Source organism: Pseudomonas sp. FYR_7, assembly GCF_043106155.1.
In the GTDB taxonomy this organism is placed as follows: domain Bacteria; phylum Pseudomonadota; class Gammaproteobacteria; order Pseudomonadales; family Pseudomonadaceae; genus Aquipseudomonas; species Aquipseudomonas parafulva_B.
Map to the genome: position 1 here is coordinate 23,878 of NZ_JBICMI010000048.1, position 26,089 is coordinate 49,966.

The window sequence follows — 26,089 nt, forward strand, 5'->3', positions numbered from 1 at the left end:
ACGCTCAGAACATCAGGCGGGCACTGGCCACGGCGACCACGGCCAGGCCCAGCAGCAGGTTCACCCCCACCATCCGGCGGATGCGCCCCAGCACGGCCGCTGCCCCCGGCCAATCCTCGGCCTGGACCGCCGTTTTCATTTGCGCAAGCAGCAACGCCTGGATACGCATGAACAGGGCGAACATGACGATACCGCCCCCGATCATCACCTGGACGTACCGCGGCGCGGTTTCGAAGCCATTGAAGCGCAGGTGGATCATGCCCACGCCGCTTATCGCCAAAATCGCCACGGCCACCCAGATCCAGCCGAAGAAGCGTCGGAAAACTTCCACCCATAACCGTAGCCTGGCAGGCCCGTCCAGCGCTGCAACCGTTGCCGGGCGCAGCACCATCCAGGCGAAGAACATGCCCCCCACCCAGACCAGGGCGGCCAGAACGTGCAGGGTGTAGGGCAGGGCAAAGGCAGTCATCCGGATCTCCATGCGGCATAAACAGCGTGAGCGGGGTATGATAGCCGCCCTATGCGCGATACTGAAAATATATCCAGCCCTTCGGGCGCCTGCACACCATGATCAGCACTGAACTCAAAGCCACCATCCAGGGCGCCTACACGCGGTTTCTCGAAGCCAAGAGCCTCAAGCCGCGTTACGGCCAGCGCCTGATGATCGCCGAGGTAGCCAAGGTCCTCGGGGACATTCCCTGCGACGACGAAGGCCGCCGTGCCGGCGAGCCCGCCGTCGTGGCGGTGGAGGCGGGCACCGGTACCGGCAAGACGGTCGCCTATAGCCTGGCGGCCATTCCGGCGGCCAAGGCGGCAGGTAAGCGCCTGGTCATCGCCACTGCGACCGTGGCGCTGCAGGAGCAGATCGTCTTCAAAGACCTGCCTGACCTGATGCGCAACAGCGGGCTGAATTTCAGCTTTGCCCTGGCCAAAGGGCGGGGCCGCTACCTGTGCCTGTCCAAGCTCGACATCCTGGTCCAGGAAGGCCACGCCCAGACCTCCCAGGCGCAGTTGCTGGAGGAAGAAGGTTTTCGCATCGACGTGGACGAGCGCAGCCTGAAGCTGTTCAACAGCATGATCGAAAAGCTGGCCGGCAACCGTTGGGACGGTGATCGCGACAGTTGGCCAGACAGCCTCGAAGACGAGGACTGGGCACGGCTGACCACCGACCACAGCCAATGCACCGGCCGCCACTGTCCCAATTTCCAGCAGTGCGTGTTCTACAAGGCCCGTGAAGGCATGGGCAAGGTAGACGTAATCGTCACCAACCACGACATGGTGCTGGCCGACCTGGCGCTGGGCGGCGGTGCGGTGCTCCCGGCCCCCCGGGACACCATGTACGTGTTCGACGAAGGGCATCACCTGCCAGACAAAGCCATCGGCCACTTCGCCCATTATTCACGGTTGCGTTCAACCGCCGACTGGCTAGAGCAAACCGCCAAGAACCTGACCAAGCTGCTGGCCCAGCACCCCCTGCCGGGCGATCTGGGCAAGCTGATCGAACAGGTGCCCGAGCTTGCCCGCGAAATCCGCACCCAGCAGCAGTTCATGTTCACGCTCTGCGAGCAGGTGGCCGATTTTCGTCCAGGCGAAGACAACGAAGGGCGTGAACGCCCCCGCTACCGTTTTCCAGGTGGCGTGGTACCCGATGAAATCCGCGAGGTCGGCGTCGAGCTGAAAAAAGGCTTTGCCCGCCTGAACGATGTGTTCACCCGCCTGACCGACCTGCTAAAGGAAGGCATGGGCGGCGAGGTCAGCATTGGCATCGCCAGCCACCAGGCCGAGGAGTGGTACCCGCTGTTCGGTAGCCTGCAGACCCGTGCCCAGGGCAACTGGGAATTGTGGACGGCGTTCACCGCCGAAGACCCCGAGGACAGTCCGCCCATGGCCCGCTGGCTGACCTTGGCCGAGAGTGGGGCACTGTTCGATATCGAGGTCAATGCCAGCCCCATTTTGGCGGCCGAGATGCTGCGGCGCAGCTTGTGGAACGTGGCACACGGCGCATTGGTCACTTCTGCGACCCTGACAGCGCTGGGCAAGTTCGACCGCTTCCGCATGCGTTCGGGGTTGCCCCGCGATGCGGTTTCCTGCGTGGTGCCCAGCCCGTTCGTGCACGGTGATGCAGGCCTGCTGCGGGTGCCCGACCTCAAGGCCGACCCCCGTGACGCCGCCGGCCACACCGCGGCCATCATTCGCGAGTTGCCGGGCATCGTCGAAGATGCCCGCGGCGCGCTGGTGTTGTTCTCGTCACGCAAGCAGATGCAGGACGTGTTCGATGGCCTGGACCGGGACTGGCGCAAGCTGGTGCTGATCCAGGGCAACTTGTCCAAGCAGGAAACCCTGAACAAGCACAAGGCCCGCGTCGACGACGGCCAGCACAGCGTGCTGTTCGGCCTGGCCAGCTTCGCCGAGGGCGTCGACTTGCCGGGGGCCTATTGCGAGCACGTGGTCATCGCCAAGATCCCGTTCGCCGTGCCTGACGACCCTGTCGAGGCGGCCTTGGCAGAGTGGATCGAAGCGCGAGGCGGCAATCCGTTCATGGAAATTGCCGTGCCTGATGCCTCGTTGCGCCTGATCCAGGCATGTGGCCGACTGTTGCGCACCGAGCAGGACCGCGGTGTCATCACCTTGCTGGACCGGCGCCTGGTCACCCAGCGCTACGGCAAGGCTATTCTCAATGCGCTGCCGCCATTTCGGCGGGAGATTTCCTGACGGCCGGAGCGCTTGCGCCGGCACGTTGTCCAACCTCAGTCGTGGGCCATGAGGGCCCTGAAGGAGAGACCCCGCCCTATGGTTCGCCGTACCTTGCCCGCTGTCATCGCCCTGCTGTTGAGTCCGCCGTTGCTGGCGGGGCAGCAGACGTTGTTCAGCTTCGTGCGCCCGGCCTCGGTGGTCAATGTCGCAACCGTGGATGCCGGCATGCCCCAGTACAACGCCGAGCAGACCGCCCAGGGCGAGGTGTTGCGACGCGTGGTGTTCAACGCCGCCGAGCGGCCGACCTTGCGCATGAGCCCGCAAAGCGGCACCTGGGACTGGTCTAGCGGCCGCTTCCTGACCCTGCGCCTGCAAAACGCGATGGCCTGGGCGCTGACCTTGGATGTGACGGTGCAGGGCAATGACGGCCGTACGCTGACCAGCCGTATCGACTTGCCGGCAGGGCCTGCGCAAACAGTGATGGTGCCGTTGACAGCGCGTTCGCCCCTGCAGCAAGGGCTGCGTGCAGGCCCGCCCATGCCGTGGAGCTTCGGCGGCCAGCGCGTGCTACTCGGCAGCAGCACGGGCGCGGTGGACTTGGCACAGGTCGCGGCGGTCAGCCTGAGCATCCCTGGTCCCAAGGCAGCCCAGAGCCTGCTGATCGAGCGCGTGGGCATCCAGGATGACGACCAGACGTGGCAGGCGGCCTACCGCGAACTCATCGACGCCTACGGCCAGTCAACGCGCAGCACCTGGCCTGAGAAAGTAACCAGTGATGAGCAGCTCAAGGCGAGCGCCGGGCGTGAACAGCAGCAGATCAAGGGGTGGTTGGCCGAGCGTGAAAAGCAGCCGCTGGACACCTATGGCGGCTTGACGGCAGGCACGCCCTTCGAGGCTACCGGGTTCTTCCGTACCGAAAAACGCGAGGGTCGTTGGTACCTGGTGACGCCGCTGGGGCACCCGTTCTATTCCCTGGGCGTCAATGCCGTGGCCGCAGATGGCGGGCGCACTTATGTGGCGGGGCGCGAGGGGATGTTCAAGGCGCTGCCGCAACAGGGCGAGCCCCTGTCCGCCTTCTATAGCCAGGGCAATAACGATGACGGCAATGCCTCGTCCCAGGGGCGCGCCTTCAAGAAGGGGCAGTGGTTCGATTTCTATGCCGCCAATCTCGAACGCACCTACGGAGCACCGTGCCAGGGGGCCGACCCGCAGGCGCCAGCGCAGCCGGCCAATTGCCCTCCTGCCAAGTTGGACAGCGCCCGCTGGCAGCGCCATACACTCGACCGGCTGCAGGCCTGGGGCTTCAACACATTGGGCAACTGGAGCGATGCGGCCTTGGGCGAGCACCAGCGCGTGCCTTACACCTTGCCGCTGTCCATCGTGGGCGATTACGCGAGCATCAGCACCGGCATGGACTGGTGGGGCCGCATGCCCGATCCCTTCGACCCACGCTTTGCGATGGCCACCGAACGGGCCGTGGCCATCGCCGCCCGCGACCATCGCGATGACCCTTGGCTGATTGGTTATTTTGCCGACAACGAGCTGGCCTGGGCGGCCCCGGGCGATGACCCGAAAGCGCGCTATGGGCTGGCCTACGGTACCTTGCGCCTGACCACCGACGTACCGGCCAAGCGCGCATTCCTCAAGCAGCTGCGTGACAAGTACCGAAATCAGGAAGGCTTGTCCAAGGCCTGGGGCATCGAGCTGTCGGCTTGGGAGTTGATGGAAGACCCCGGTTTCGAGGCCCCACTGCCCAGCCCGGAACACCCGGAAATCGAACGCGACTACCAGTATTTCCAGCAGGTGTTCGCCCAGACCTATTTCAAGACCCTCTCCGACTCGCTCAAGTGGCATGCGCCGAATCACCTCTTGCTGGGTGGGCGGTTTGCCGTGAGTACGCCCGAAGCGGTCAAGGCCTGCGCCGAGTTCTGCGATGTGCTCAGCTTCAATTTCTATACCCTCAAGCCTCAGGACGGCTATGACTTCGCGCGCCTGGCGGAGCTGGACAAGCCGGTGCTGGTGTCCGAGTTCCAATTCGGCTCGCGCGATCGCGGGCCGTTCTGGCCGGGGCCGGTGGAGGTCGCACGCGAGGAAGACCGCGGGCCTGCCTATGGCAACTTCCTCAAGGCGGCGCTCGCCCAGCCCACGATCGTCGGCGCCCATTGGTTCCAGTACCTTGACCAGCCTGCCAGCGGCCGATTGCTGGACGCAGAGAACGGGCACCTGGGTTTGGTTGCCATCACCGACATCGCCTACCCAGGCTTCGTCCAGGCCGTGCGCAAGAGCAATCTCGAAGCAATGGACCAGTTGCGCGCGCACAGCCAAGCGCCAGCGTCGCCGTGACGAGCGATGGGCGCCTGTAGGCAAAAGGCCGAACTACTGAAACAATGCAGGCCCTTTTGCCAACATGCCGCATGGAGAACACAGGGTGCAGATTCAGGGTCATTTTGAGCTGAAATTCGAAGCAGTGCGCGAAGCCTTCGCGGCGCTGTTCGATGATCCCCAGGAACGCGGGGCTGCGCTGTGCATTCAGGTGGGCGGTGAAACGGTAGTGGACTTGTGGGCGGGCACCGCCGACAAGGATGGCCAGCAGCCCTGGCACAGCGACACCATCGCCAACCTGTTTTCCTGCACCAAACCCTTTGCCGCCGTCACCGCCTTGCAACTGGTGGGCGAGGGCAAACTCGAACTGGATGCCCCGGTGGCGCGTTATTGGCCTGAGTTCGGTCAGGCGGGCAAAGCGGCTATCACGCTACGACAATTGCTCAGCCACCGTGCCGGTCTGCCTGCGATTCGCGAGCTGCTGCCAGCCGAGGCCCTTTACGACTGGCAGGCAATGGTCGATGCCCTGGCCGCGCAAACACCGTGGTGGACACCGGGTAGCGAGCACGGCTACGCCGCTATCACCTTTGGTTGGCTGATCGGTGAGTTGATTCGTCGCGCAGATGGGCGCGGCCCAGGCGACTCCATCGTGGCGCGTACGGCGCGGCCGCTGGGGTTGGACTTCCATGTGGGGCTGGCCGACGAGGAGTTTCATCGGGTGGCCCATATTGCACGCGGCAAGGGCAACCCTGGTGACGCTGCTGCCCAGCGCCTGCTGCAGGTGACGCTGCGTGAGCCCGAGGCGCTGTCTACAAGGGCGTTTACCAACCCACCCGCCATTCTGACCAGTACCAACAAACCTGAGTGGCGGCGCATGCAGCAACCCGCAGCCAATGGCCATGGCAATGCCCGCAGCCTGGCTGGGTTCTATGCAGGCCTGCTCGAAGGCAGCCTGCTGGAGTCGGAACTGCTGGAGGCGTTCACTCGCCAACACAGCCTGGGCCAGGACCGGACCTTGCTGACCCAGACGCGCTTCGGGCTGGGCTGCATGCTCGACCAGCCTGATGTGGCCAATGCCACCTTCGGCTTGGGCGCTCGCGCCTTCGGTCACCCCGGTGCCGGGGGCTCGGTCGGGTTTGCCGATCCGGAGCGAGATGTGGCTTTTGGCTTTGTCGTCAATACCTTGGGCCCCTACGTGCTGATGGACCCTCGCGCCCAGAAACTGGTGCGCGTACTTGGGCAATGCCTTTGATCGGTTAGTGCGGGTATTGCCCAGCCTCTTTGACTATCCTCAATGCCGACGCCTCAAGAGTGTGGGCAAAATTTCTTTCCAATTCATGGTGTATCGCTGATGTCTTCACATAAAACCTTAGCACTCGCCCTGTGCCTGACCGCTGTCACCGGCTGCGCCAGCCATTCCGAGGGTTCTGCCAAGAGCGCCAGTTCAAGCTGGTGGCCATTCGGCTCGGACAAGGTCGCCGAACAGGAAGTGAAGGCAGCAGTCACGGAAAAGGTCGCCCAGGCCGACGCCAAATCCGAAAGCAGCAGCCGCTGGTGGTGGCCGTTTGGCGGTGAGCAGAAGCAGGCCCAAGGGCCGGTGGTGCCGAAGATCGACCAACAGGCCACCCAGGCCTGGTTGGATGAGTACGAACCCAAGCTGCGCGAGGCCATCAAGGACAGCAAGCTGGAGCTCGAGCGGCGCGACAACGTGCTGGCAGTCACCTTGCCAGTAGACGGCGCGTACAACCCTGACCGTCCGAACATGTTGTTGCCCGTCACCCTGGGCCCCATCACCCGCGTGGCCAAGACGGTCGAAGGCGACCCCAAGACGGCCGTGCTGGTGCTGGGCCACGCCGACACCAGTGGCGTGGTGGCTGCCAACCAGAAGCTGAGCCTTGAGCGGGCTGCCTCGGTATCGGCCATCTTCCGCCTGAGCGGGTTGCAACGTGATCGCCTGATCCTCAAGGGCATGGGCTCGGTGATGCCTCGCGCCGCCAACGACAGTGCCGAAGGCCGTGCGCTGAACCGCCGCGTGGAAATGCTGCTGACCCCACAGAACACCATGGTCGCGCTGCTGAGCAAGTATCAACAGGCCACGCCAACGCCGTCGCCGGCTGCCATGGTAGCCGTGCAGGATGCCAAGGCACCTGTGACCAAGGCTACAGCCGCCAAGGCCCAGCCAAGCAAAGCTGCAGCCAAGCCAGCCGGCAAAACCGCTGCCAAGAAGCCTGCCGCCAAAGCCAAGTCCCCGACCAAGACGGCGACCAAAAAAGCGGCGGCCGCCAAACCTGCCGCCAAGAAAGCTGCCACTGACAAGAAGGTAGCTGCCAACAGCCCTGCGAAGACCAACTGATCGTCAAGGAACGCAGCAATGACCCAATCCCTGGCCGATATGCGCCGCGATTACACCCGCGACGGCCTGACCGAGGCTCAGGCCCCGGCCGAGCCGTTCGCCTTGTTTCACCAATGGTTCGGCGATGCCGTGCAAACAGAGCAGGCGCCGGTGGAAGCTAACGCCATGACCCTGGCCACGGTGGACGCCGATGGGCGACCGCACTGCCGTGTGCTGTTGCTCAAGGGGCTGGACGAGCAGGGCTTCACGTTCTTCACCAACTACGACAGCGCCAAGGGTAGGCAGCTGCAGGCCAACCCGTTCGCCGCCATGACCTTTTTCTGGCCGGCGCTCGAACGGCAAGTGCGTATCGAGGGCCGTGTCGAGAAGGTCTCGGCCAAGGAATCGGACGATTACTACCAGGTCAGGCCGTTGGGCAGCCGCCTGGGCGCCTGGGCATCGCCCCAGAGCCAGGTGATCGCTGGGCGCGAGGCGCTCGAAACCTTGGTCAAGGCGACCGAGGCGCGTTTCTCCGACACCCAGCCTCATTGCCCCGAGCATTGGGGTGGCTATCGCCTGCTGCCAGAGCGCATCGAGTTCTGGCAAGGGCGCGCCAGTCGCCTGCATGACCGCCTGAACTACCGCAAGGCGGCCCAAGGCTGGCATCGCGAGCGTCTCGCGCCTTGATACACGGGGCTACGAGATAGCCCCATCGGCTCTGTTCTTCAGCGCGAATACGCCGCCGCCTCCTGCGCAAGCCACTGAGCCAGTGCCTTGCGCCCCATCTTCGACTGACGCGCATGTTGCAACCGCTGCAGCATGTACGCCTGCTTGTGCGGGTCGCCACCTGCCAGTGACAGCGCCAGGTCACGGTCCATCCATCGCCGCATGCGCACGTACAGCCAGGCGTGGAAACCCAACCCGGCGAGGGTGGCGACCACGACGATGAAGTAATCCATGGTTATCCTTGGTCTGATGGGTAAGCGCCCTGCCTGACCGCGTTGGCTGTACGCTGGCTGAATGAAAGCAATTTTATGCAGTGAGTACCGTGACAGCCGTCAATGTGCAGCGTCTAATGAGTACCTGACTTATGGAGATTCTACCCATGCGTAAATCCGCTTTGCTGGTTGCGACCTTCACAGCCACCGCGCTGCTACTCGGTGGCTGTGCGTCAAACTTGAGCGGCGACAGCTATTCGCGCGATGAGGCCCGCCGTGTGCAAACCGTGCGCATGGGCACCATCGAATCGCTGCGCCCTGTGAAGATCGAAGGTACCAAGACGCCGATTGGCGGAGGCGCTGGTGCCGTAGTGGGTGGCCTGGCGGGCAGCGCCGTCGGTGGCGGGCGTGGCAGCATCGTCGCTGCCGTGATTGGTGCCGTTGCCGGTGGCCTGGCCGGTTCGGCCGCCGAAGAGGGTATCACCCGTACCCAGGGTGTGGAGATCACGGTGCGCGAAGACGACGGCAGCATGCGCGCCTATGTGCAGTCCGTGCAGGAAAACGAGATTTTCCGAGTGGGCGACCGTGTGCGCATCATGACGGTCGATGGCACCAGCCGCGTCTCGCACTGATCAACGCCCTAAAAAAAACCCGATCAGGCTTCTGGCCTGGTCGGGTTTTTTTGTACCGGCATTTCAGGGCTTGTTACTGGGCCAGCATGGCCTTGGCCACCGCTTCAGCAACCCGAATGCCATCAACCCCTGCAGACAGAATGCCACCTGCATAACCGGCCCCTTCGCCGGCAGGGAACAGCCCCTTTACGTTCAGGCTCTGGAAATCTTCGCCCCGCGTGATGCGAAGCGGCGAAGAGGTGCGGGTCTCGATCCCGGTCAACACCGCGTCATGCAGGTTATAGCCCTTGATTTGCCGATCAAAGGCGGGCAAGGCCTCGCGTATTGCCTCAATGGCGAAGGCCGGCAGGCTTGGCGCCAGGTCGCCCAGGGTCACGCCAGGCTTATAGGACGGCTCGACACTGCCCAGTGCGGTCGAAGGCTTGCCAGCCACGAAATCGCCCACCAGCTGCGCCGGTGCCTGGTAGTTGCTCCCGCCCATGACGTAGGCGTGCGCTTCCAGGCGCTCTTGCAACTCGATGCCGGCCAGCGGGCCGCCGGGGTAGTCCCGTTCCGGGTCGATGCCGACGACGATGCCGGAGTTGGCATTGCGTTCGTTGCGTGAGTACTGGCTCATGCCATTGGTGACGACGCGACCGGGTTCACTGGTGGCGGCCACTACCGTGCCGCCTGGGCACATGCAGAAGCTGTAGACCGACCGCCCGTTCTTGGCGTGATACACCAGCTTGTAGTCCGCCGCACCCAGCTTGGGGTGACCTGCATACTTGCCCAGGCGCGCCTTGTCGATGAGCGATTGCGGGTGCTCGATGCGGAAACCGACGGAAAACGGTTTGGCTTCCATGTACACACCCTGCGCATGCAACATGCGGAAGGTGTCCCGGGCGCTATGGCCCAATGCCAGAACTACATGCCGTGAAAGCAGCTGCTCCCCACTTTCAAGCACCACGCCCTGAACCTGACCTTCTTCGATCAGCAGGTCGGTGACCTTTTGTTCGAAACGAACCTCGGCCCCCAGGGCGATCATTTCCTGGCGCATCTGCTCGACCATGCCGGTGAGGCGGAAGGTGCCGATGTGCGGCTTGTTGATGTACAAGATCTCGTCAGGCGCGCCGGCCTTGACGAACTCCTCCAACACCTTGCGGCCGTGATGCTGCGGGTCCTTGATCTGGCTGTACAGCTTGCCGTCGGAGAATGTCCCGGCGCCGCCTTCGCCGAACTGCACGTTGGACTCGGGGTTGAGCACGCTCTTGCGCCACAGGCCCCAGGTGTCCTTGGTGCGCTGGCGCACTTCCTTGCCGCGTTCGAGGATGATCGGCTTGAAGCCCATCTGCGCCAGCAGCAAACCGGCGAAAATCCCGCACGGGCCCAGGCCCACCACGATGGGTCTTGCGCCCAGGCCCTCAGGAGCATGGGCGACATACTTGTAGGTCACGTCCGGCGCGGGCCCGACGTTATGGTCGTCGGCGAACCTGCGCAGCAACTCTTCTTCGTTGCTGGCATGCAGGTCGATGGTGTAGATGAACAGCAGTTCGGTGTTCTTCTTGCGCGCATCGTAGCTGCGCTTGAACAGGTTGAAGCTGATCAGCTGCTCGTCGCGGATGCCCAGGCGCTGGACGATGGCCTCGCGCAGTGCTTCATCGGGATGGTCCAGGGGCAGCTTGAGTTCGGTGATTCGTAGCATGGCAGGGTCCAGTATCCCGGCCGTGGGCGGCCGGCGGCTTAACACAAACCGCCAAGTATAAAGCTTTAGCCGCCCCGACTGGCAGGATTAAGCCGCCCGGTCATCAGTCATCGCGCGCGCCACCAAAATAACCGCAGCCTTGCAGGGTCGTGCCATCAATGCGCAGCTCGGCGCGCAGATGGTTGAACGCGCCCGTGGCCGGGTCCATGCAGCGCTGTGGCGCCAGCCAGAGTTCGACGCGCTGCCCATTGGCTTCGCTGGTCAGGGTCAAGCCGCCACCGGGTACCTGCTCCTCCAGAAAGGGCAGGGCAAGCGGGGGTTGGTCGGCACGGTTGAGCACCATGCCCCGGCTATTGGCCTTGACGTCCCAGTCAGGCTTGTGGCCACCGGCTCGCAGGGTAAGCTGCTTGAAGTTGGGGTCGATGCACCCATTGCTGGCGTGTTCTAGGCGGTACAGGCGGCGCAGGTCCAGTTGCCCATCGGTATTGGCCTGCTTGCTGCCTGTAAGCCGGCCACGCACGTCGGCGAACAGGGTGTCGTTGGCACCGGTTGCAAGGTTCGCTGCTTCCTGCAGGATACCCGTGGCGGCGGCATCGTTGATGACGAAGCTGCGGGGTTCGTTGCAGGGCTTGAATAGCAACTGCCCACCGGCAGCGTGAACCTGGCCTTGCATGCGGGTGCTGCCGATATCAGGGTCGGCGGGTTTTTCGGCCAGGAGCTGGCAGCCCGCGAACAGGGGCAACAAGGCGGTCAGTAGCAGGGAAGGGGTCAGGCGCATGACGGGCTCCGGTGTTCGAGAGGCCGTCACGTTACTGAGGCAGGCAGGGGCAATACAAGACCGGCGAAGATAAATAGACGGCTGCCACCTGCGCGCAGTCCGTGCTGTTTGATCGTGAACCGGGGGTGCAAGCGTGCAGTGTCAAGATAACGGGGCCCTGGCAGGCCCCGCTGGCATCAACCGCCTAGATAGGCGTCACGCACTTTTGGATCGGTCAGCAGCCCTTCGCCCGTACCCTGCATCACCACATGCCCATTCTCCAACACATAGGCCCGGTCGGCGATCTTCAGTGCCTGGTTGGCGTTCTGTTCTACCAGGAACACTGTCACGCCATCACGGCGCAGTTGTTCGATGATGTCGAAGATCTGCTGGATGATGATCGGTGCCAGGCCCAGGGAGGGTTCGTCGAGCAGCAGCAACTTGGGTTTGCTCATCAGGGCACGCCCGATGGCCAGCATCTGCTGCTCGCCCCCGGACATGGTGCCGCCGCGCTGGGCATACCGCTCCTTCAGGCGCGGAAACAGCTGCAGCACTTTGTCCAACTGCGCCTGATAGTCGCCCTTGTCGGTGAAGAACCCGCCCATGGCCAGGTTCTCCTCGACGGTCAGCCGGGCGAACACCCGGCGGCCTTCGGGCACCACGGCAATGCTCTTGCGCATGATGTGCGAGGAGGGCTGGCCGACCAGTTCCTCGCCCAGGTACTTGATGCTGCCGCTGTGGGCTTGGGGTGAACCGCACAGGGTCATGAGCAAAGTGGATTTGCCGGCGCCGTTGGCGCCGATCAGGGTGACGATTTCGCCCTGGTTGATCTCCACGTTGACGCTGTGCAGCGCCTGTATCTTGCCGTAGAAAGTGGAAACGTTCTCGAACTTCAGCATTTACGCTTCCCCCAGGTAGGCTTTGATCACTTCAGGGTTGTCGCGGATTTCCTGGGGCGTGCCGTGGGCCAGGGGCGTGCCCTGGTTGATGACCACAATGTGATCGGAAATGCTCATCACCAGCTTCATGTCATGCTCGATCAGCAGCACGGTCACGTTGTGTGATTCACGCAAATAGGCAATCAATGCCTTGAGGTCCTCGGTCTCTTTCGGGTTCAACCCGGCAGCCGGCTCGTCGAGCATGATGATCCGCGGGCGGGTCATCATGCAGCGGGCGATTTCCAGGCGCCGTTGCTGGCCGTAGGCGAGGGTGCCGGCGGTGCGATTGGCGAATTCGGTCAAATTGACCTTGTCCAGCCAGTACTGCGCCCGCTCCATGGCTTCCTTTTCACTGCGGCGGAACCCCGGGGTCTTGAATAGCCCGGCGAAGAAGTTGGTGTTCAAGTGCCGGTGCTGGGCGATCAGCAGGTTTTCCAGCGCCGTCATTTCCTTGAACAGGCGCACGTTCTGGAAGGTGCGTACCACCCCTTTGCGCGCGATCTGGTGCCCGGCCAGGCCTTGGATGGGCTCGCCATCGAGCAGGATGGTGCCGCCGCTGGGCCGGTAGAAACCGGTCAGGCAGTTGAACACCGTGGTCTTGCCGGCGCCGTTCGGACCGATCAGCGCCACCACTTGTTTTTCCTTGACGGTCAGGCCTACGCCATTGACCGCCAACAAGCCGCCGAAGCGCATGCTAAGGCCGCTGACTTGCAGAATTTCGCGGCTCATCGACGCAGCTCCATGTGGGGACGTTGCATTGGCAGCAGACCTTGCGGACGCCAGATCATCATCAGCACCATCAGCGCACCGAACATCAGCATCCGGTATTCACTGAATTCGCGCATCAGCTCCGGCAGCAGGATCATGACGATGGCAGCGAGGATCACGCCGAGCTGCGAGCCCATGCCGCCGAGCACCACAATGGCCAGGATGATGGCCGACTCGATGAACGTGAACGATTCCGGCGTCACCAGCCCTTGGCGAGCGGCAAAGAAGCTGCCGGCAAAGCCTGCGAAGCAGGCACCCAGGGTGAAGGCCGAGAGTTTGATCACGGTGGGGTTCAGGCCCAGGGCACGGCAGGCGATCTCGTCTTCGCGCAACGCTTCCCAGGCACGGCCGATGGGCATGCGCAACAAGCGGTTGATCACGAACAGCGCAAGCAGTGCCAGCAACAGTGCAACCAGGTACAGGAAGATGACCTTGTTGATCGAGTTGTAGGGCAGGCCGAAATACTCGTGGAAGGTCTGCATGCCCTCGGCGGCGCGTCGCTCGAAGGTAAGGCCGAAGAATTCGGGCTTGGGAATGTTGCTGATGCCGTTGGGGCCACCGGTCCAGTCGGTGAGGTTACGCAGGAACAGGCGAATGATCTCGCCGAAGCCCAGCGTCACGATCGCCAGGTAGTCACCCCGCAGGCGCAACACCGGAAAACCGAGCAGGAAGCCAAAGGTGGCGGCCATCAGTCCGGCAATCGGCAGGCAGACCCAGAAACTCCACCCCAGATAGTGCGACAGCATGGCGTAGCTGTAGGCACCCACGGCGTAGAAGCCCACATACCCCAGGTCCAGCAACCCGGCCAGGCCGACCACGATGTTCAGGCCAAGGCCGAGCAACACGTAGATCAGGATCAGGGTGGCGATGTCGACCGCGCCGCGCGATCCGAAGAAGGGCCAGATCAGGGCCACCACGACCAGCCCAAGAATCACCCAGCGCTGGGTTTTGGGAAGGGTCAGGTAGTTGCTTAGCGCAGGTGGGATCAGCTTGCGGTCCGAGCGACGGCTCATCACCGAGCTCCACTGCCGGTCGAACAGCACCCGCAGGAACATCAGCACCGAGCACACGGCGATGATGCCGATAGTGAACGAGCCCTGGCTATGCACCACCAGGCTGATGCCGTCGATGCTCAGCTTCAGGCCGAGCACCGGGAAGGCCACGGCCCATACCAGCAAGGCGCTGAAAAACGCCGGTTTGAGATTCTTGTTCATACTTTTTCAACCTCCGGGCGGCCCAGGATGCCGGTCGGCCGGAACAACAGGACGAGAACCAACAAGCCGAATGCCACGACGTCCTTGTACTGGTCGCCGAAGATGTCGGCGCCGAACGCTTCGGCCACACCCAGCACCAGCCCACCGAGCATGGCGCCCGGAATGCTGCCGATACCGCCTAGCACCGCGGCGGTAAAGGCCTTCAGGCCAACCAGGAAGCCGGCGTTAGGGTTGATGACCCCGTATTGCATGCTCAGCAGCACGGCCGCGACGGCCGCCAGGGCAGCACCGATGACGAAGGTGAGGGCGATGATGTTGTTGGTGTTGATGCCCAGCAAGTTGGCCATCTTGATGTCCTCGGCGCAGGCGCGACACGCGCGGCCCAATCGCGAACGGGAGATGAACAGGGTCAGCAGGGTCATGGCCACCAGTGTTACCACGAACACCAGTACTTGCATGTAGGACACCAGGACTTCTTCTGCGCCGCCTGGTCCGAACGAGAAGCTGCCCGGAATCAGGTTGGGAATGGACTTGTCCTTGGAGTCTTGGGACAACAGCACGGTGTTCTGCAGGAAAATCGACATACCGATGGCAGAAATCAGCGGAATCAGCCGGTTACTGTTGCGCAGCGGGCGGTAGGCAACCCGTTCGATGCTGTAGCCATAGGCACTGGTCACGAAAATGGTCGCGACGAAGGCAACGGTCATCAGGATCGGCAGCGAATGAATACCCATCATGGCCAGACCCGCCAAGGCGATGAACGCCACATACGAGCCGATCATGTAAACCTCGCCGTGGGCGAAGTTGATCATGCCGATGATGCCGTACACCATCGTGTAGCCGATGGCGATCAAGGCATAGGTGCTGCCGATGGTCAATCCATTAACCAGTTGTTGGAAGAAATGGTAGATCTCAGGCATTACAGCGCTCCTAAAAACCTGATTTGCATTTCGCTGGCCGGGGTACGGCCAGGAAACCGCGGGTGACGGTTTTAAGATTTTCAGGTGAGCCCGTCCCCGGATCGCGGGGGCGGGCCCATGAACCTCGTAAAACAAAGCCCACTGCTCGCACAGTGGGCTTCTCGGTCAGCTATTAGTCACGCTTGTTACTGAGGGGAGACTTCAGTCTTCGGTTTGCCGAAGTGCCATTCGTAAACCACGAACTTGAAGTCTTTGAGGTCACCCTTGTCGTCATAGGCCAGGGTGCCGGTAGGGGTCTTGAACGAGCCACTGTGGATAGCCTCGGCCACCTTGTCGGTGTCCTCGGATTTCGCGGCTTTGATGCCTTGGGCGATCAGCTCGACGGCCGAGTAGGCAGGGAAGACGAACGGGCCGCTCGGGTCCTTGCCGTCAGCCTTGATCGCGTCGACGATCTTCTTGTTCTCAGGGTCGGCATCGAACGACTTGGGCAGGGTGACCAGCAGGCCTTCGGAGGCATTCTGGGCGATTTGCGAAATGGAGTCGTTACCCACGCCTTCCGGGCCCATGAACTTGGCTTTCAGGCCTTTTTCCTGCGCTTGACGCAGGATCAGGCCCAGCTCTGGGTGGTAGCCGCCGTAATACACGAAATCGACGTTGTTCTGCTTGAGCTTCTGGATGATGGACGAGAAGTCCTTGTCGCCGGCGTTGAGGCCTTCGAACACGGCAACCTTGGTGCCTTTTTGCTCCAGGGTCTGTTTGACGGCCGTGGCGATGCCTTCACCGTACTGCTGTTTGTCGTGCAGTACCGCGACCACCTTGGGCTTGACGTGGTCGGCGATGTAGTTGCCGGCGGCAGGGCCTTGGGCGCTGTCCAGGCCGATGGTGCGGAAGATCAGCTTGTAGCCGCGGGAGGTGATTTCCGGGGACGTTGCCGCCGGGGTGATCATGATCACGCCTTCGTCTTCGTAGATGTCGGACGCTGGCTGGGTAGAGCTGGAGCACAGGTGGCCGATGACGAACTTGACGCCGTCGTTGACCACTTTGTTGGCGACGGCCACGGCCTGTTTAGGGTCGCAGGCGTCGTCGTATTCCTTGGCTTCGAGCATCTTGCCATCTACACCGCCTGCGGCGTTGATGTCCTTGATGGCTTGCTTGGCACCGATGAACTGCATGTCGCCATACTGGGTCACAGGGCCGGTCTTGGGCCCGGCAATCCCGATCTTGATGGTATCGGCGGCAAACGAATGGCTGGCTACCCCGGCCAGAACCATTGCGGCGAACAGCTTGGAAATCTTGATCATAGTGCTCCACTCATTCTGTTGTAATTCTTATAGTCCTGGCGGCCAGGGCTACAGACCAGGCGGGTTGCGGCGTGGTCATGCCAACGCGCAAGCCCACCTTCCCCGGAACATGTCCCGGAACTGTACCGGTACAGTGTAGAGCGCTGTCTGCGCGCTTGAAAAGCGGGCAAAAAGCGCCTGGTTTCACGGTTGTCGCTTGCTTGACACTAAAGTACAAAAAGGCGCCATCAGATGGCCTATCTTGGTAGTCGCACTTCGCAAAGACGCGGCCTGCCAGCCAATTGCATATTTGAAACCAGGTTTTTCTGCAAAAATGCCGGCCCTTTCAAAGCCAGATTTCCAGCGGATATTCCCATGACTGATCGAACAAGCACCCTCTATGCCAAATTGCTCGGAGAGACCGCCACCATCGAGTGGAAAGCCCTGGAAAGGTTCTGGGCAAAAGGTGACCTGATTTGGGTCGATCCCGCCCTGGATCTGATCACCGTGGCCACGGCAATGGCCGAAAACCGCAGTGATCTCTTCGATAAGTGGCGCACTGATGGCACTGTCGGCCCGGTGACGGCAGAACAGGCCAGTGAACTGCAAACCCGCGATCCAGAGATCTGGGCGGTGGTCGTGTCGCCGTTCATCGTCATTCAAGTCAGGCAGTGAATAGCAGCCTTGTGCTTTTTTGGTGCGCGAAAACGCGCAGGCGCCTCTTTTGGGTGCTCGTGATTGCTCAATTGAGGTAGAGGTAAGTAACAATTCGGCGTGGCGGTAACAGTTTACGGCATGCGTAAAGGTGGTCATCGCCACAGTCACGCAGCGCGGCGTTGCCCCAGCCCCTTTTTCAGCCAGGAGTACCTGATGAGCAACGCATTACCTTCACTTGGTTTCGCTGGTGTCGGTCTGATGGGCCTGCCGATGTGCAAGCGCCTGCTGGCGGCCGGCTATCGGCTGTGGGTATGGAACCGCAGCCCGGAAAAATGCCAGGCGCTGGTTGCCGCAGGCGCACGACTGGCCGCAAGCCCCGCCGAGCTTGCACGGCAGGTGGACATGGTATTGCTATGCCTGGCCGATACCGCCGTGGTGCGCGAGGTGGTATTTGGCGATCGGGGCGTTGCTGCAGGCGGGCGGCAGGGCCAGCTACTGGTGGATTTTTCCAGCCTGGAGCCTGGCGCTACCCGGGAAATGGCAGCCCAACTGGGCGCCTTGTGTGGGATGGCCTGGCTGGATGCCCCGGTGTCCGGCGGCACGGCGGGCGCGCAGGCAGGTACCCTGGCCATCATGGTGGGCGGGGAGGAGGCTGACCTGGCGCGTGCTCGCCCAGTGCTGGAGGTGCTTGGTCAGCGGGTGACGCACATGGGAGGCGTTGGCGCTGGTCAGGTGACCAAGGCCTGCAATCAGATGATCGTGGCGTGCAATGCCCTGGTCATTGCCGAGGTCATCGCGCTGGCCGAGCGTTCCGGGGTGGACGCCGGGTTGATCGCCCAGGCCCTGGCAGGCGGATTTGCCGATTCCAAGCCTTTGCAGATATTGGCCCCGCAGATGGCAGAAAGCCGTTTCGCTCCCATCAAGTGGCATGTGCGAACGCTGCTCAAGGACCTGGATGGTGCCGTGAAGTTTTCACGCGAACAGGGCGCGGCGACGCCGCTGACGGGTCTGGCTGCCCAATTGATGCGCTTGCACGGCAGTCAGGGTTACCTGGACCAGGACCCTTCGACATTGGTCGAGCAGTACCGAGTCAAACGCCAGGACTAGGTGCTGACCAAGCGCGCGGTAGGGAAACCGCGCGAGGTTGGGACGGTCTGACCTGCAGCGGCCTCATCCCAGGACGGGTAAGGCCGCTGCAGGTCAGGCGGGCCCACTACGGTCAGCCTGCGACCAGCACGCGGATCGCTTCAAGGCGCAGCGCTGCTTTGGCCAACATGGCCAGGCCTTCTTCGCGCTGCTTGCGCAACGCGTCGATTTCACTGTCCCTCACGCTTGGGTTGACCGCTTGCAGTGCCACCAGGCGTGCGAGCTCTTCGTCGGCCTCGGCGGCCAGGCGTCGTTGGGCTTCGGCCACCCGTTGCTCGTGTAGCGGGACGATCTTTTCTTCGCCGCTGCCGATACGCTTTGCAAGCACGTCGCGCTGAGCCTGGACGAACTTGTTGGCACTGGCACGGGGTACGCTTTCGAGCTGATCGTTCAGGGTCTCGAATGCGACCCGCGACGCCAGGTCATTGCCGTTGGCATCAAGCAGGCAGCGCAGGGCGGCTGGCGGCAGGTACCGGCCCAGTTGCAAGCTGCGCGGCGCGACCACCTCGCTGACGAACAGCAACTCGAGCAGCACAGTCCCAGGCTTGAGCGCCTTGTTCTTGATCAGCGCCACAGCGGTATTGCCCATCGAGCCGGACAGCACCAGGTCCATGCCGCCTTGCACCATCGGGTGCTCCCAGGTCAGGAACTGCATGTCTTCACGCGACAGCGCCTGGCCGCGGTCATAGGTGATGGTCACACCTTCGTCATCGCCCAAGGGGAAGCTGGCGTCGAGCATCTTCTCGCTGGGCTTTAGGATCAGCGCGTTTTCCGAATGGTCTTCACTGTCGATACCGAACGCATCGAACAGGGTTTCCATGTAGATCGGCAGGGCGAACTGATCGTCCTGCTCGAGGATGGCCTCCACCAGCGCTTCACCTTCGCCGGCACCACCGGAATTGAGTTCGAGCAAGCGGTCACGGCCGGTATGAAGCTCGGCTTCGAGCCGCTCACGTTCGCTTCGCGCTTCGTTGACCAGGCTGTCCCAGGCCTTGCTGTCATCGCTGTCGAGCAGTGCCAGCAGGCGGGGGCCGAACTGATGCTGCAGGGCGTTACCGGTGGGGCAGGTGTTGAGGAAGGCGTTGAGCCCTTCGTGGTACCACTGGAACAGGTGCGCTTGCGGCGTGCCTTGCAGGTACGGTACGTGCAACTCGATGGTGTGCTTCTGGCCGATACGGTCCAGACGGCCGATACGTTGTTCGAGCAGGTCGGGGTGGGCAGGCAAGTCGAACATCACCAGGTGATGAGCGAACTGGAAGTTGCGCCCCTCGCTGCCGATTTCCGAGCAGATCAGCACCTGGGCGCCGAATTCTTCATCGGCGAAGTAGGCCGCCGCGCGGTCGCGCTCCAGGATGCTCATGCCCTCGTGGAAGACCGAAGCCGGAATCCCGGAACGCACGCGCAGGGCGTCTTCCAGGTCCATGGCGGTCTCGGCATGGGCGCAAATGACCAGCACCTTGGTGCGCTTGAGCATTTTCAAGGTGTCGATCAGCCAGTCGACCCGCGGGTCGAAGCGCCACCAGCGCTCTTCCTGCGCCTGGTCCGCCTGGGACTGGAACGCCACCTCAGGGTAAAGCTCGGCGTGTTCGCCCTCGGGCAAGCTGGCGTACTGCTCTGGGTTGGGCAGTGGGTGAGGGTGCAACTGCCGCTCAGGGAACCCCTGGATGGCGGCGCGGGTGTTGCGGAACAGCACGCGTCCGGTGCCATGGCGATCGAGCAGTTCGCGGATCAGTCGGGCGCTGGCCTGGCTGTCTCCGTCGTTGACCGCCGCGAGCAGTGCGTCGCCCTCGGCCCCGAGGAAACCCTGGATGGTGGCGTGGGCCTTCGGCGACAAGCGTCCCTCGTCCAGCAGCTCTTGCACCGCCTCGGCCACCGGGCGGTAATGCTCGCTTTCGGCGCGGAAGGCCGCCAGGTCATGGAAACGGTTGGGGTCGAGCAGGCGCAGACGCGCGAAATGGCTGTCCTGGCCCAATTGTTCAGGGGTTGCAGTGAGCAGCAGCACGCCGGGAATGACCTGAGCCAGCTGTTCGACCAGCGCATATTCGGCGCTGGCGTGTTCCTCGTGCCAGACCAGGTGGTGCGCCTCATCGACCACCATCAGGTCCCAGCCCGCCGCGAACAGCGCATCCTGGGCTTTCTCGTCGTCGACCAGCCACTCCAGCGCGACCAGCGCGAGCTGGGCGTCCTCGAAGGGGTTGCTGGCATCACTTTCAATGAACCGTTCGGCATCGAACAGGGCGACCTGCAGGTTGAAGCGCCGGCGCATCTCCACCAGCCATTGATGCTGGAGGTTCTCGGGCACCAGGATCAGCACCCGGCTGGCGCGGCCGGTCAGCAGTTGGCGATGAATCACCAGGCCTGCCTCGATGGTCTTGCCCAGGCCCACTTCGTCGGCGAGCAGTACGCGAGGTGCGCTGCGGTCGGCCACTTCGCGGGCGATGTGCAACTGGTGGGCGATGGGCTGGGCACGGCAGCCGCCCAGGCCCCACAGCGTGGACTGCATCTGCTTGCTGGTATGCTGCAGGGTGTTATAGCGCAGGCTGAACCAGGACAGCGGGTCGATCTGGCCGGCGAACAGGCGGTCGCTGGCCAGGCGGAACTGGATGAAGTTCGACAGCTGGGTCTCCGGCATCGTCCGGGGCTGATTCTGCCCGTCGAGCCCGTGATAGACCATTAGGCCGTCGATGTCCTCGACTTCCCGCACGGTCAGTTTCCAGCCTTCGAAATGAGTGATCTGGTCACCTGGCGAGAAGCGCACGCGTGTCAGCGGCGCATTGCGCAGGGAATATTGGCGGGTATCGCCAGTGGCCGGGTAGAGGACGGTCAGGAGGCGGCCATCCTGCGCCAGGATGGTACCCAGGCCGAGCTCTGCCTCGCTGTCGCTGATCCAGCGTTGCCCCGGTTGATACTGCTGCGCCATACTGCCTGCACTCCCGCGATGAAAAAGCCGATTATGTTAACGGATCGGCCGGGCAGACCAAAGTGCCGAGTGCACCTGAGGGTGCCGAACGGTCTCGGCCGGTGCATCAGTCTAGCCGTTTCGTCGCTTCCTGCCGTGCCGACGAGGGTTCTGCATCCCATGCCTGCCAAGCCTCTTTGCGTTGTCTTGAGCCTCACGGTCGGCGGTCTGCTCCTGGCAGGATGCAAGCCGAAGACCTTCGAAATGTTGCCGCCTATCCCCATGGAGCAACTGGAGGTGCTGGGCGTACAGGCACCGCTCAAGAGTGTGCACTACCGGGACAGGGACGGCGAAGGGCTGTTGGTCTTGAGCCGTGTCGATGGCCAGGCCAGCGACCCTGAAAGTGAGCAGGAAGTGGATAAGGTCGTGCTCAAGGCCACCTTGTACGGCCGAAGCAAAGCGCAGGAAGCCTTCCAGGCGCGCTGGCAGATCGATCAGCAAACCACGTGTCCGGGTTTGGACCTGGATGTGGATTTCTACACCGATGTCAGCGGCGTGGCCGACCTCGACCAGAACGGTGCGGCCGAGGTGACGGTGGCCAGCCATGCGTTCTGCGGAGGAGGTGTCGAGCCCCATGACATCGCCATCGAGATGCGGGACGGGCAAAGGGTCTACAGCATCACAGGCCAGTCGCTGATCACCCCGGCAGGCGAAGACCCGATCGGCGGCGAGCGCCAGGACAGTGCCTCGCTCAAGGCCGCCCCGGCCTGGGTTCGGGCCCATATGGATGCAGTGTGGCAGCAGGTCTACCAGCGTCCCTGGAGCGAAACCGCCTTGCAGGAAGAGGATGAGGCGGCGGACGAATCGGGCTAAATGTTGTCCATGACTTCAAGGCAGCAGCAGGGCTGCCGATACAGGGGTACAGGAGAACCGCCATGCTGCCACCGATCATTCCGCTCAGCGCTGCCCCGGTCACCTCGCAGCAGGACCCGGTCAAACCGACCCCGGATATAAAGCCGGTAGTGCCGGCGCAGCCTGCGTCCGGTGAAAGTGCAATCGACCTCAAGCGCCAGCGTGACCCGCAGGACCAGCAGTTGCTGCTGCGCGAGGAGCAGCGCCGACAGCAGCAACGCGAGGGTAAAGGCAAAGATCACGATGAGCGATTCGACGCGTTGCCGGGCCATGAGGTCAACGCCGACAATACCGTGCCAGTGGTGCCCTTGATGGGCGAGCCCGTGCGCCAGGGGCTGCTGGTGGACATCGAAGTATGAAACGGGGCTGGCAAGCGTCTGGTTCTGGCCCCATCATGCAGTATCCGTAGCGTGTAGAGCCCAGTATGAGCCAAGACAATCTCATTGATTTCGATGCCGAACGTGCACGCCGCGTGCATGACATCAAGGAAAAGCGCCTGAACGAGATGCGCGATGCCTTCGAGCAGGCACTGCCCTTGAATGCTGCCAAGAAGAAGTCCAAGCGCAAGCCCAAGAAGCGCTGATGCTTGACGCAGGTCAACCCTGCACCCGCCCCGCGCGCCCGTCCCCGGGCGTCATTGACCCTGGTCAATTTCCTCCCGTCTGGCATTGGTTACTGTTCTCCCATCGGACAACGGCAAACAAATGGAGAGGTCGGCATGTTCTTCGACAACGTGGTTATCGCAGGGGTGGTAACGGTGGGGTTGATGGTGGCTTTCTTCGCCGGTCTAGGCATTTTCATCTGGAAGGACTCGAGCAAGCGCAAGCGCCCTTGACCTTCTCGATTCACGAGCACGCAAGGCATTTAGGGCGACTTCGGTCGCCCATTTTTTTGCCTGGCATTTGTTCCGGCGACGTGGGCCGTTACGCGCGGGCGTGGCTGGCAGCGGCAAGCATTTGCGTTTGATGACTGCGCAGCGCGTTCCATTCATCGTGAGGTGGGGCATGACCATTACATCCCAGGATATCTGCAATGCAGCCGAGCAGCTCAAGGGCTTCGTCGGCTTTCACGGTAAACGTGGCCTCTATATCATGCGTTTCTCCGAGGATGCCTTCGGCATGGATATCGCCGACGACAGCATCATGCCGTGCAACGAGTTCGTATGGCGACCTGAGCAGGGGCATCGCATGGCCTTGTGTCGCGAGCGGCTGGGCCTGTTGCTGGAGCAACGCATGGATGAGCGGCTGAATGTGAGTGAGCCGCTGAGGGCTTACCTACGTCGGCAGGACCTGCCGGAGATTGTGGCCGAGCGGCGCTTGCACCCGGCAGGCGTCATCGCGCCAGGGATATGAAGGCGGGGGGCTCGGCAGAAGGCGTCACGCTGGTATCGGCTCGATGAGTGGCCATGACGCGATCCCGACCGTTGCGCTTGGCTACATACAAAGCGGTGTCCGCCTGGCGTAACCAGCCGTCCGGCGTCTCCAGCGAGGGGTCGAACGGGCACAGGCCAATGCTCAAGCTGATGCGCAGGTGCGGCGTCTGCGGGTCGCGGTAGGCCGCCACGCGCTCGCGCAGGCGCTCCATGGCCTGGCAGGCCTGGGCTTCAGTGGTGCTAGGCAGTATCACGCAAAACTCGTCACCCCCGTAGCGGCCGGCCTTGTCGCCCTCGCGCAGGGCGCCGAGCAACTCGATGCTCACCTGGCGCAGCACCTGATCGCCCACTACATGGCCGAAGGTGTCGTTGATGGTCTTGAAGTGATCGATGTCGATCAGAGCAACTACCGCTTCACCGCGCTGTTTCCTGCACCCGTGAAAACGCCTCGCTAGAAGGTCTTTCCAGGCGCCGTGGTTGAGCAGCCCGGTCAGGCTATCGGTCAGGCTGAGGGTGTTGAGTCGGCGTTTGTGCTCGGCCAGCTTGATTGCCAGTCGATAGCACACCCACCCTAGCGCCGCCGGGTACAACGTCAGCATCGGCAGGCAAGCATAGACCTGAAAGGCGGTGGCGTCGGGTTGAAATCCCGCCCCCAGCAAGACGCAAGCCGTAAGCATGCCTGCCACTTGCGCCATGCCTGCGCGAATAGCCAAGGCCTTGCCGCCGGCTGCGACGTTGTTCATGGTGATCATCGATAGAACGGTAACCGTCGGCAGCGGATTGAACTGCATGGCACCGGCCCAGAACCCACCCATTAGCGAATCAAGAAAAAAGTTGCGTTGCTCGGCCTGGTAGGGGGCTTTGGACCGGGCCGCCCACAGATAGGCCAAATGTGGCCACAGCAAGCCGTTGAACAGCATGAATGCCCAAACCCAGACGGGGGGAGACAAGGGTTCTACTGCGGCCATTACCGCGAAAAGCCCCACACCCTTGCCCAGTACCCGTGGCAGATAAATCCGTTTGGCAAACGAAAGGCCCTTGCCGGTGCGTGTCTCCATGGATGTCATCTCTAATCGGGCGCTTATTGCTTAACGTGCGTGAGTATTCTGGGCCATGGGCGACGCACGAGACATGGCCTTGCAAGCCAAATCACGGGTGATGCGAGCAGTGGAGGCGAGTATGCCTGACTGGGATCTGAAAGAAGATGGCAAAGCTGGGCGGCGTTATTGGCACGCCTTGGCCCAGCTTCCTTATAGAAGAAGAGGGGATGTTACCCGTACGCCGTGAGGCTACGTTTCACTTTTGCTGACCGTCTTGAGGCGTTTGCGAGCGATTTTCATCTTTGAGTAACTGTGACGGCGACTTGCCGCTGTCGCTGCGCACCTGGGCATGGCTGATCAGACCAAAGATGAAACTGCCGCCGATGATGTTGCCGGCCAGCGTAGGCAAGGCAAAGTGCAGCAGGAAGTTACTCCAGGTCTCTTCACCTGCCCAGACCAGATACGAGACTTCTACCGACCCCACCACGATATGAGTGAAGTCGCCCAATGCCATGAGGTAGGTGATGACCAGGATGATCCAGATCTTGGCGTGCTCCATGGAGGGGATCATCCAGACCATGGTGGCGATCATCCAGCCGGACACGATGCCTTTGGCAAACATCTGGCTGACGTCGTTTTCCATCACCTTGCGCCCCACTTCCAGGAACGCGATGTCCGTCTTGGTATCGAAGATGGGCAGTTCGAGCATTACCCAGGCCACCAGCAAGGTACCGGCCAGGTTGCCGGCCAGGACCACGCCCCAGAGACGCAACAGGCGACCGAAGTTGCCTAGCGTTGGCGTCGTCATCACCGGCAGGACGGCGGTCAGAGTGTTCTCGGTGAACAACTGCTGCCGTGCGATGATGACGGCTAGGAAGCCGGCGCTGTAGCCGATACTGGCGATGACTTGCGCGCTCTCGCCGTCCGGCAGACGCGAGTACAGAAGACCCATGGCCATCAGTGACAGCCCCATGGACAAACCTGCGGCAAGGGCTGACCACCAGAGCGCAGCCAATGTTCGTTCCAGTTCCTGATCGCCCTGCAACCGGATGGTCTCGTGCAGCACTGCCGCACGTGGCGGTTGGTTGGAGCTGACCTCCTGTTGTTCGTCTGCAGACAGGCCCGGGGTTTTCTCGCTTTGCGCCTCGCTCATTACCGCTACGCTCCGTGGTGGGTTTATCTACAGATTCACCGCGGCCTCATTAAGTTGCGCGGAGTGGGGCGGTACACGCGCAAAAGTTTTTAAATCAAAGGGTTGACTCCAGATTCAAAGCGCGTATTATTCGCCACCTCGCAGCGAGTAACGCAGCGGGGAAGTCGGTCAGCGGTTGAAGTTTCAAGTCTTCGAGTAAGGCGCTTCAAAAAACTTCAAAATAAACGCTTGACAGGCAACGAGGAAAGCGTAGAATGCGCGCCTCGGTTGAGACGAAACGCTCTCAGCCAAACGCTCTTTAACAAATCGAATCAAGCAATTCGTGTGGGTGCTTGTGAGTACGGACTGATAGTCAGAAAGATTATCAGCATCACAAGTGGCCATGCGAGAAATCACATAGTCATTTGAGATTGCTGAGCCAAGTTTAGGGTTTC

25 protein-coding genes and 1 pseudogene are annotated in these 26,089 nt (G+C 62.3%); 13 read left to right on the forward strand and 13 right to left on the reverse strand.

What is annotated here, in order from left to right; all coding sequences use genetic code 11:
- Window positions 1-4: 4 nt before the first annotated feature.
- Window positions 5-469 carry a CopD family protein gene (locus ACF8R3_RS11555; protein WP_058637966.1) on the reverse strand — a complete coding sequence of 155 codons (465 nt, stop codon included), beginning with the start codon at window positions 467-469 and terminating at the stop codon, window positions 5-7.
- 98 nt (window positions 470-567) lie between these two features.
- Between ACF8R3_RS11555 and dinG the strand changes: the two genes are divergently transcribed.
- The 5 genes from dinG to pdxH all read left to right on the forward strand — a co-directional run bounded on the left by dinG (window position 568) and on the right by pdxH (window position 8,035).
- On the forward strand, window positions 568-2,712 hold the full coding sequence (gene dinG / locus ACF8R3_RS11560) for an ATP-dependent DNA helicase DinG (RefSeq protein WP_023535209.1): 2,145 nt from the start codon (window positions 568-570) through the stop codon (window positions 2,710-2,712).
- A gap of 78 nt (window positions 2,713-2,790) precedes the next feature.
- Window positions 2,791-5,037 carry a beta-galactosidase gene (locus tag ACF8R3_RS11565; RefSeq protein WP_392515623.1) on the forward strand — a complete coding sequence of 749 codons (2,247 nt, stop codon included), beginning with the start codon at window positions 2,791-2,793 and terminating at the stop codon, window positions 5,035-5,037.
- Between the two features lie 85 nt (window positions 5,038-5,122).
- The gene (locus ACF8R3_RS11570) at window positions 5,123-6,268 is read left to right on the forward strand and encodes a serine hydrolase domain-containing protein (RefSeq protein ID WP_058637968.1); all 1,146 of its coding nucleotides are present in this window, start codon (window positions 5,123-5,125) and stop codon (window positions 6,266-6,268) included.
- A 99-nt stretch (window positions 6,269-6,367) separates the two neighbouring features.
- Window positions 6,368-7,369 (forward strand): OmpA family protein, encoded by a 1,002-nt coding sequence (locus ACF8R3_RS11575; RefSeq protein WP_392515624.1) that lies wholly within the window; start codon window positions 6,368-6,370, stop codon window positions 7,367-7,369.
- Between the two features lie 18 nt (window positions 7,370-7,387).
- Window positions 7,388-8,035 (forward strand): pyridoxamine 5'-phosphate oxidase, encoded by a 648-nt coding sequence (gene pdxH / locus ACF8R3_RS11580; RefSeq protein ID WP_058606037.1) that lies wholly within the window; start codon window positions 7,388-7,390, stop codon window positions 8,033-8,035.
- 38 nt (window positions 8,036-8,073) lie between these two features.
- On the opposite strand, the gene ACF8R3_RS11585 is transcribed toward pdxH, so the two are convergent.
- On the reverse strand, window positions 8,074-8,307 hold the full coding sequence (locus tag ACF8R3_RS11585; protein WP_058637969.1) for a hypothetical protein: 234 nt from the start codon (window positions 8,305-8,307) through the stop codon (window positions 8,074-8,076).
- Window positions 8,308-8,453: 146 nt separating this feature from the next.
- Here ACF8R3_RS11585 and ACF8R3_RS11590 point away from each other — a divergent pair, with 146 nt between their 5' ends.
- Window positions 8,454-8,918, forward strand: coding sequence for a glycine zipper 2TM domain-containing protein (locus ACF8R3_RS11590; protein WP_023535237.1), 465 nt, complete (start codon window positions 8,454-8,456; stop codon window positions 8,916-8,918).
- A 73-nt stretch (window positions 8,919-8,991) separates the two neighbouring features.
- On the opposite strand, the gene ACF8R3_RS11595 is transcribed toward ACF8R3_RS11590, so the two are convergent.
- The 7 genes from ACF8R3_RS11595 to ACF8R3_RS11625 form a co-directional block, all read right to left on the reverse strand.
- Window positions 8,992-10,599, reverse strand: a complete 1,608-nt coding sequence (locus ACF8R3_RS11595; RefSeq protein WP_078478109.1) for an NAD(P)/FAD-dependent oxidoreductase — start codon at window positions 10,597-10,599, stop codon at window positions 8,992-8,994.
- A 103-nt stretch (window positions 10,600-10,702) separates the two neighbouring features.
- The gene (locus ACF8R3_RS11600; protein ID WP_392515625.1) at window positions 10,703-11,377 is read right to left on the reverse strand and encodes a COG3650 family protein; all 675 of its coding nucleotides are present in this window, start codon (window positions 11,375-11,377) and stop codon (window positions 10,703-10,705) included.
- 176 nt (window positions 11,378-11,553) lie between these two features.
- Window positions 11,554-12,255, reverse strand: coding sequence for an ABC transporter ATP-binding protein (locus ACF8R3_RS11605; protein ID WP_023535231.1), 702 nt, complete (start codon window positions 12,253-12,255; stop codon window positions 11,554-11,556).
- Entirely contained in the window at window positions 12,256-13,023 is a 768-nt protein-coding gene (livG, locus tag ACF8R3_RS11610; protein ID WP_023535212.1) for a high-affinity branched-chain amino acid ABC transporter ATP-binding protein LivG, read from the reverse strand.
- The gene (locus tag ACF8R3_RS11615; protein ID WP_196126849.1) at window positions 13,020-14,276 is read right to left on the reverse strand and encodes a high-affinity branched-chain amino acid ABC transporter permease LivM; all 1,257 of its coding nucleotides are present in this window, start codon (window positions 14,274-14,276) and stop codon (window positions 13,020-13,022) included. The genes livG and ACF8R3_RS11615 overlap by 4 nt, the downstream gene beginning before the upstream one ends.
- The gene (gene livH / locus ACF8R3_RS11620) at window positions 14,273-15,196 is read right to left on the reverse strand and encodes a high-affinity branched-chain amino acid ABC transporter permease LivH (RefSeq protein WP_023535272.1); all 924 of its coding nucleotides are present in this window, start codon (window positions 15,194-15,196) and stop codon (window positions 14,273-14,275) included. The genes ACF8R3_RS11615 and livH overlap by 4 nt, the downstream gene beginning before the upstream one ends.
- A 185-nt stretch (window positions 15,197-15,381) precedes the next feature.
- Window positions 15,382-16,497 carry a branched-chain amino acid ABC transporter substrate-binding protein gene (locus tag ACF8R3_RS11625; protein WP_058637971.1) on the reverse strand — a complete coding sequence of 372 codons (1,116 nt, stop codon included), beginning with the start codon at window positions 16,495-16,497 and terminating at the stop codon, window positions 15,382-15,384.
- Window positions 16,498-16,851: 354 nt separating this feature from the next.
- Between ACF8R3_RS11625 and ACF8R3_RS11630 the strand changes: the two genes are divergently transcribed.
- Together ACF8R3_RS11630 and ACF8R3_RS11635 are read left to right on the forward strand one after the other, a co-directional pair.
- The gene (locus tag ACF8R3_RS11630) at window positions 16,852-17,151 is read left to right on the forward strand and encodes a DUF2288 domain-containing protein (RefSeq protein ID WP_058606030.1); all 300 of its coding nucleotides are present in this window, start codon (window positions 16,852-16,854) and stop codon (window positions 17,149-17,151) included.
- Window positions 17,152-17,346: 195 nt separating this feature from the next.
- A complete protein-coding gene (locus ACF8R3_RS11635) occupies window positions 17,347-18,240 on the forward strand; it encodes an NAD(P)-dependent oxidoreductase (RefSeq protein WP_392515626.1) in 894 nt (297 codons plus the stop codon).
- A 112-nt stretch (window positions 18,241-18,352) separates the two neighbouring features.
- Here ACF8R3_RS11635 and rapA read toward each other — a convergent pair whose 3' ends face one another.
- Complete coding sequence (gene rapA, locus ACF8R3_RS11640) at window positions 18,353-21,199, reverse strand: RNA polymerase-associated protein RapA (protein ID WP_058606028.1); 2,847 nt, start codon at window positions 21,197-21,199, stop codon at window positions 18,353-18,355.
- A gap of 159 nt (window positions 21,200-21,358) precedes the next feature.
- On the opposite strand from rapA, the gene ACF8R3_RS11645 reads away from it, so the two are divergent.
- The 5 genes from ACF8R3_RS11645 (at window position 21,359) to ACF8R3_RS11665 (ending at window position 23,442) form a co-directional block, all read left to right on the forward strand.
- Window positions 21,359-22,051 carry a M949_RS01915 family surface polysaccharide biosynthesis protein gene (locus ACF8R3_RS11645; protein ID WP_392515627.1) on the forward strand — a complete coding sequence of 231 codons (693 nt, stop codon included), beginning with the start codon at window positions 21,359-21,361 and terminating at the stop codon, window positions 22,049-22,051.
- A gap of 62 nt (window positions 22,052-22,113) precedes the next feature.
- The gene (locus ACF8R3_RS11650) at window positions 22,114-22,449 is read left to right on the forward strand and encodes an aspartate-semialdehyde dehydrogenase (RefSeq protein WP_392515628.1); all 336 of its coding nucleotides are present in this window, start codon (window positions 22,114-22,116) and stop codon (window positions 22,447-22,449) included.
- A gap of 65 nt (window positions 22,450-22,514) precedes the next feature.
- Window positions 22,515-22,673: a hypothetical protein gene (locus ACF8R3_RS11655; RefSeq protein WP_088523537.1), complete on the forward strand. Its 159-nt coding sequence runs from the start codon at window positions 22,515-22,517 to the stop codon at window positions 22,671-22,673.
- 135 nt (window positions 22,674-22,808) lie between these two features.
- Window positions 22,809-22,925 (forward strand): cytochrome c oxidase subunit CcoM, encoded by a 117-nt coding sequence (gene ccoM, locus ACF8R3_RS11660; protein WP_023535213.1) that lies wholly within the window; start codon window positions 22,809-22,811, stop codon window positions 22,923-22,925.
- A gap of 169 nt (window positions 22,926-23,094) precedes the next feature.
- Complete coding sequence (locus ACF8R3_RS11665; protein ID WP_196126846.1) at window positions 23,095-23,442, forward strand: DUF2025 family protein; 348 nt, start codon at window positions 23,095-23,097, stop codon at window positions 23,440-23,442.
- Here the strand turns inward: ACF8R3_RS11665 and ACF8R3_RS11670 are convergent.
- From ACF8R3_RS11670 to ACF8R3_RS11680, 3 genes and pseudogenes are all read right to left on the reverse strand, one after another.
- Window positions 23,423-24,520, reverse strand: coding sequence for a diguanylate cyclase (locus ACF8R3_RS11670; protein ID WP_392515629.1), 1,098 nt, complete (start codon window positions 24,518-24,520; stop codon window positions 23,423-23,425). The two genes, ACF8R3_RS11665 and ACF8R3_RS11670, sit on opposite strands and share 20 nt — an antisense overlap.
- 238 nt (window positions 24,521-24,758) lie before the next feature.
- Window positions 24,759-25,655 carry a formate/nitrite transporter family protein gene (locus ACF8R3_RS11675; protein ID WP_196126844.1) on the reverse strand — a complete coding sequence of 299 codons (897 nt, stop codon included), beginning with the start codon at window positions 25,653-25,655 and terminating at the stop codon, window positions 24,759-24,761.
- Between the two features lie 183 nt (window positions 25,656-25,838).
- Window positions 25,839-26,089, reverse strand: a pseudogene (locus ACF8R3_RS11680) (hypothetical protein); the annotation flags it as partial.

Bases quoted from the DNA above. Each gene is read 5' to 3' on its own strand.
- ACF8R3_RS11555 (WP_058637966.1), bottom strand. From the start codon at position 469: ATGACTGCCTTTGCCCTGCCCTACACCCTGCACGTTCTGGCCGCCCTG.
- dinG (WP_023535209.1), top strand. From the start codon at position 568: ATGATCAGCACTGAACTCAAAGCCACCATCCAGGGCGCCTACACGCGG.
- ACF8R3_RS11565 (WP_392515623.1), top strand. From the start codon at position 2,791: ATGGTTCGCCGTACCTTGCCCGCTGTCATCGCCCTGCTGTTGAGTCCG.
- ACF8R3_RS11575 (WP_392515624.1), top strand. From the start codon at position 6,368: ATGTCTTCACATAAAACCTTAGCACTCGCCCTGTGCCTGACCGCTGTC.
- pdxH (WP_058606037.1), top strand. From the start codon at position 7,388: ATGACCCAATCCCTGGCCGATATGCGCCGCGATTACACCCGCGACGGC.
- ACF8R3_RS11585 (WP_058637969.1), bottom strand. From the start codon at position 8,307: ATGGATTACTTCATCGTCGTGGTCGCCACCCTCGCCGGGTTGGGTTTC.
- ACF8R3_RS11590 (WP_023535237.1), top strand. From the start codon at position 8,454: ATGCGTAAATCCGCTTTGCTGGTTGCGACCTTCACAGCCACCGCGCTG.
- ACF8R3_RS11595 (WP_078478109.1), bottom strand. From the start codon at position 10,599: ATGCTACGAATCACCGAACTCAAGCTGCCCCTGGACCATCCCGATGAA.
- ACF8R3_RS11600 (WP_392515625.1), bottom strand. From the start codon at position 11,377: ATGCGCCTGACCCCTTCCCTGCTACTGACCGCCTTGTTGCCCCTGTTC.
- ACF8R3_RS11605 (WP_023535231.1), bottom strand. From the start codon at position 12,255: ATGCTGAAGTTCGAGAACGTTTCCACTTTCTACGGCAAGATACAGGCG.
- livG (WP_023535212.1), bottom strand. From the start codon at position 13,023: ATGAGCCGCGAAATTCTGCAAGTCAGCGGCCTTAGCATGCGCTTCGGC.
- ACF8R3_RS11615 (WP_196126849.1), bottom strand. From the start codon at position 14,276: ATGAACAAGAATCTCAAACCGGCGTTTTTCAGCGCCTTGCTGGTATGG.
- livH (WP_023535272.1), bottom strand. From the start codon at position 15,196: ATGCCTGAGATCTACCATTTCTTCCAACAACTGGTTAATGGATTGACC.
- ACF8R3_RS11625 (WP_058637971.1), bottom strand. From the start codon at position 16,497: ATGATCAAGATTTCCAAGCTGTTCGCCGCAATGGTTCTGGCCGGGGTA.
- ACF8R3_RS11630 (WP_058606030.1), top strand. From the start codon at position 16,852: ATGACTGATCGAACAAGCACCCTCTATGCCAAATTGCTCGGAGAGACC.
- ACF8R3_RS11635 (WP_392515626.1), top strand. From the start codon at position 17,347: ATGAGCAACGCATTACCTTCACTTGGTTTCGCTGGTGTCGGTCTGATG.
- rapA (WP_058606028.1), bottom strand. From the start codon at position 21,199: ATGGCGCAGCAGTATCAACCGGGGCAACGCTGGATCAGCGACAGCGAG.
- ACF8R3_RS11645 (WP_392515627.1), top strand. From the start codon at position 21,359: ATGCCTGCCAAGCCTCTTTGCGTTGTCTTGAGCCTCACGGTCGGCGGT.
- ACF8R3_RS11650 (WP_392515628.1), top strand. From the start codon at position 22,114: ATGCTGCCACCGATCATTCCGCTCAGCGCTGCCCCGGTCACCTCGCAG.
- ACF8R3_RS11655 (WP_088523537.1), top strand. From the start codon at position 22,515: ATGAGCCAAGACAATCTCATTGATTTCGATGCCGAACGTGCACGCCGC.
- ccoM (WP_023535213.1), top strand. From the start codon at position 22,809: ATGTTCTTCGACAACGTGGTTATCGCAGGGGTGGTAACGGTGGGGTTG.
- ACF8R3_RS11665 (WP_196126846.1), top strand. From the start codon at position 23,095: ATGACCATTACATCCCAGGATATCTGCAATGCAGCCGAGCAGCTCAAG.
- ACF8R3_RS11670 (WP_392515629.1), bottom strand. From the start codon at position 24,520: ATGGAGACACGCACCGGCAAGGGCCTTTCGTTTGCCAAACGGATTTAT.
- ACF8R3_RS11675 (WP_196126844.1), bottom strand. From the start codon at position 25,655: ATGAGCGAGGCGCAAAGCGAGAAAACCCCGGGCCTGTCTGCAGACGAA.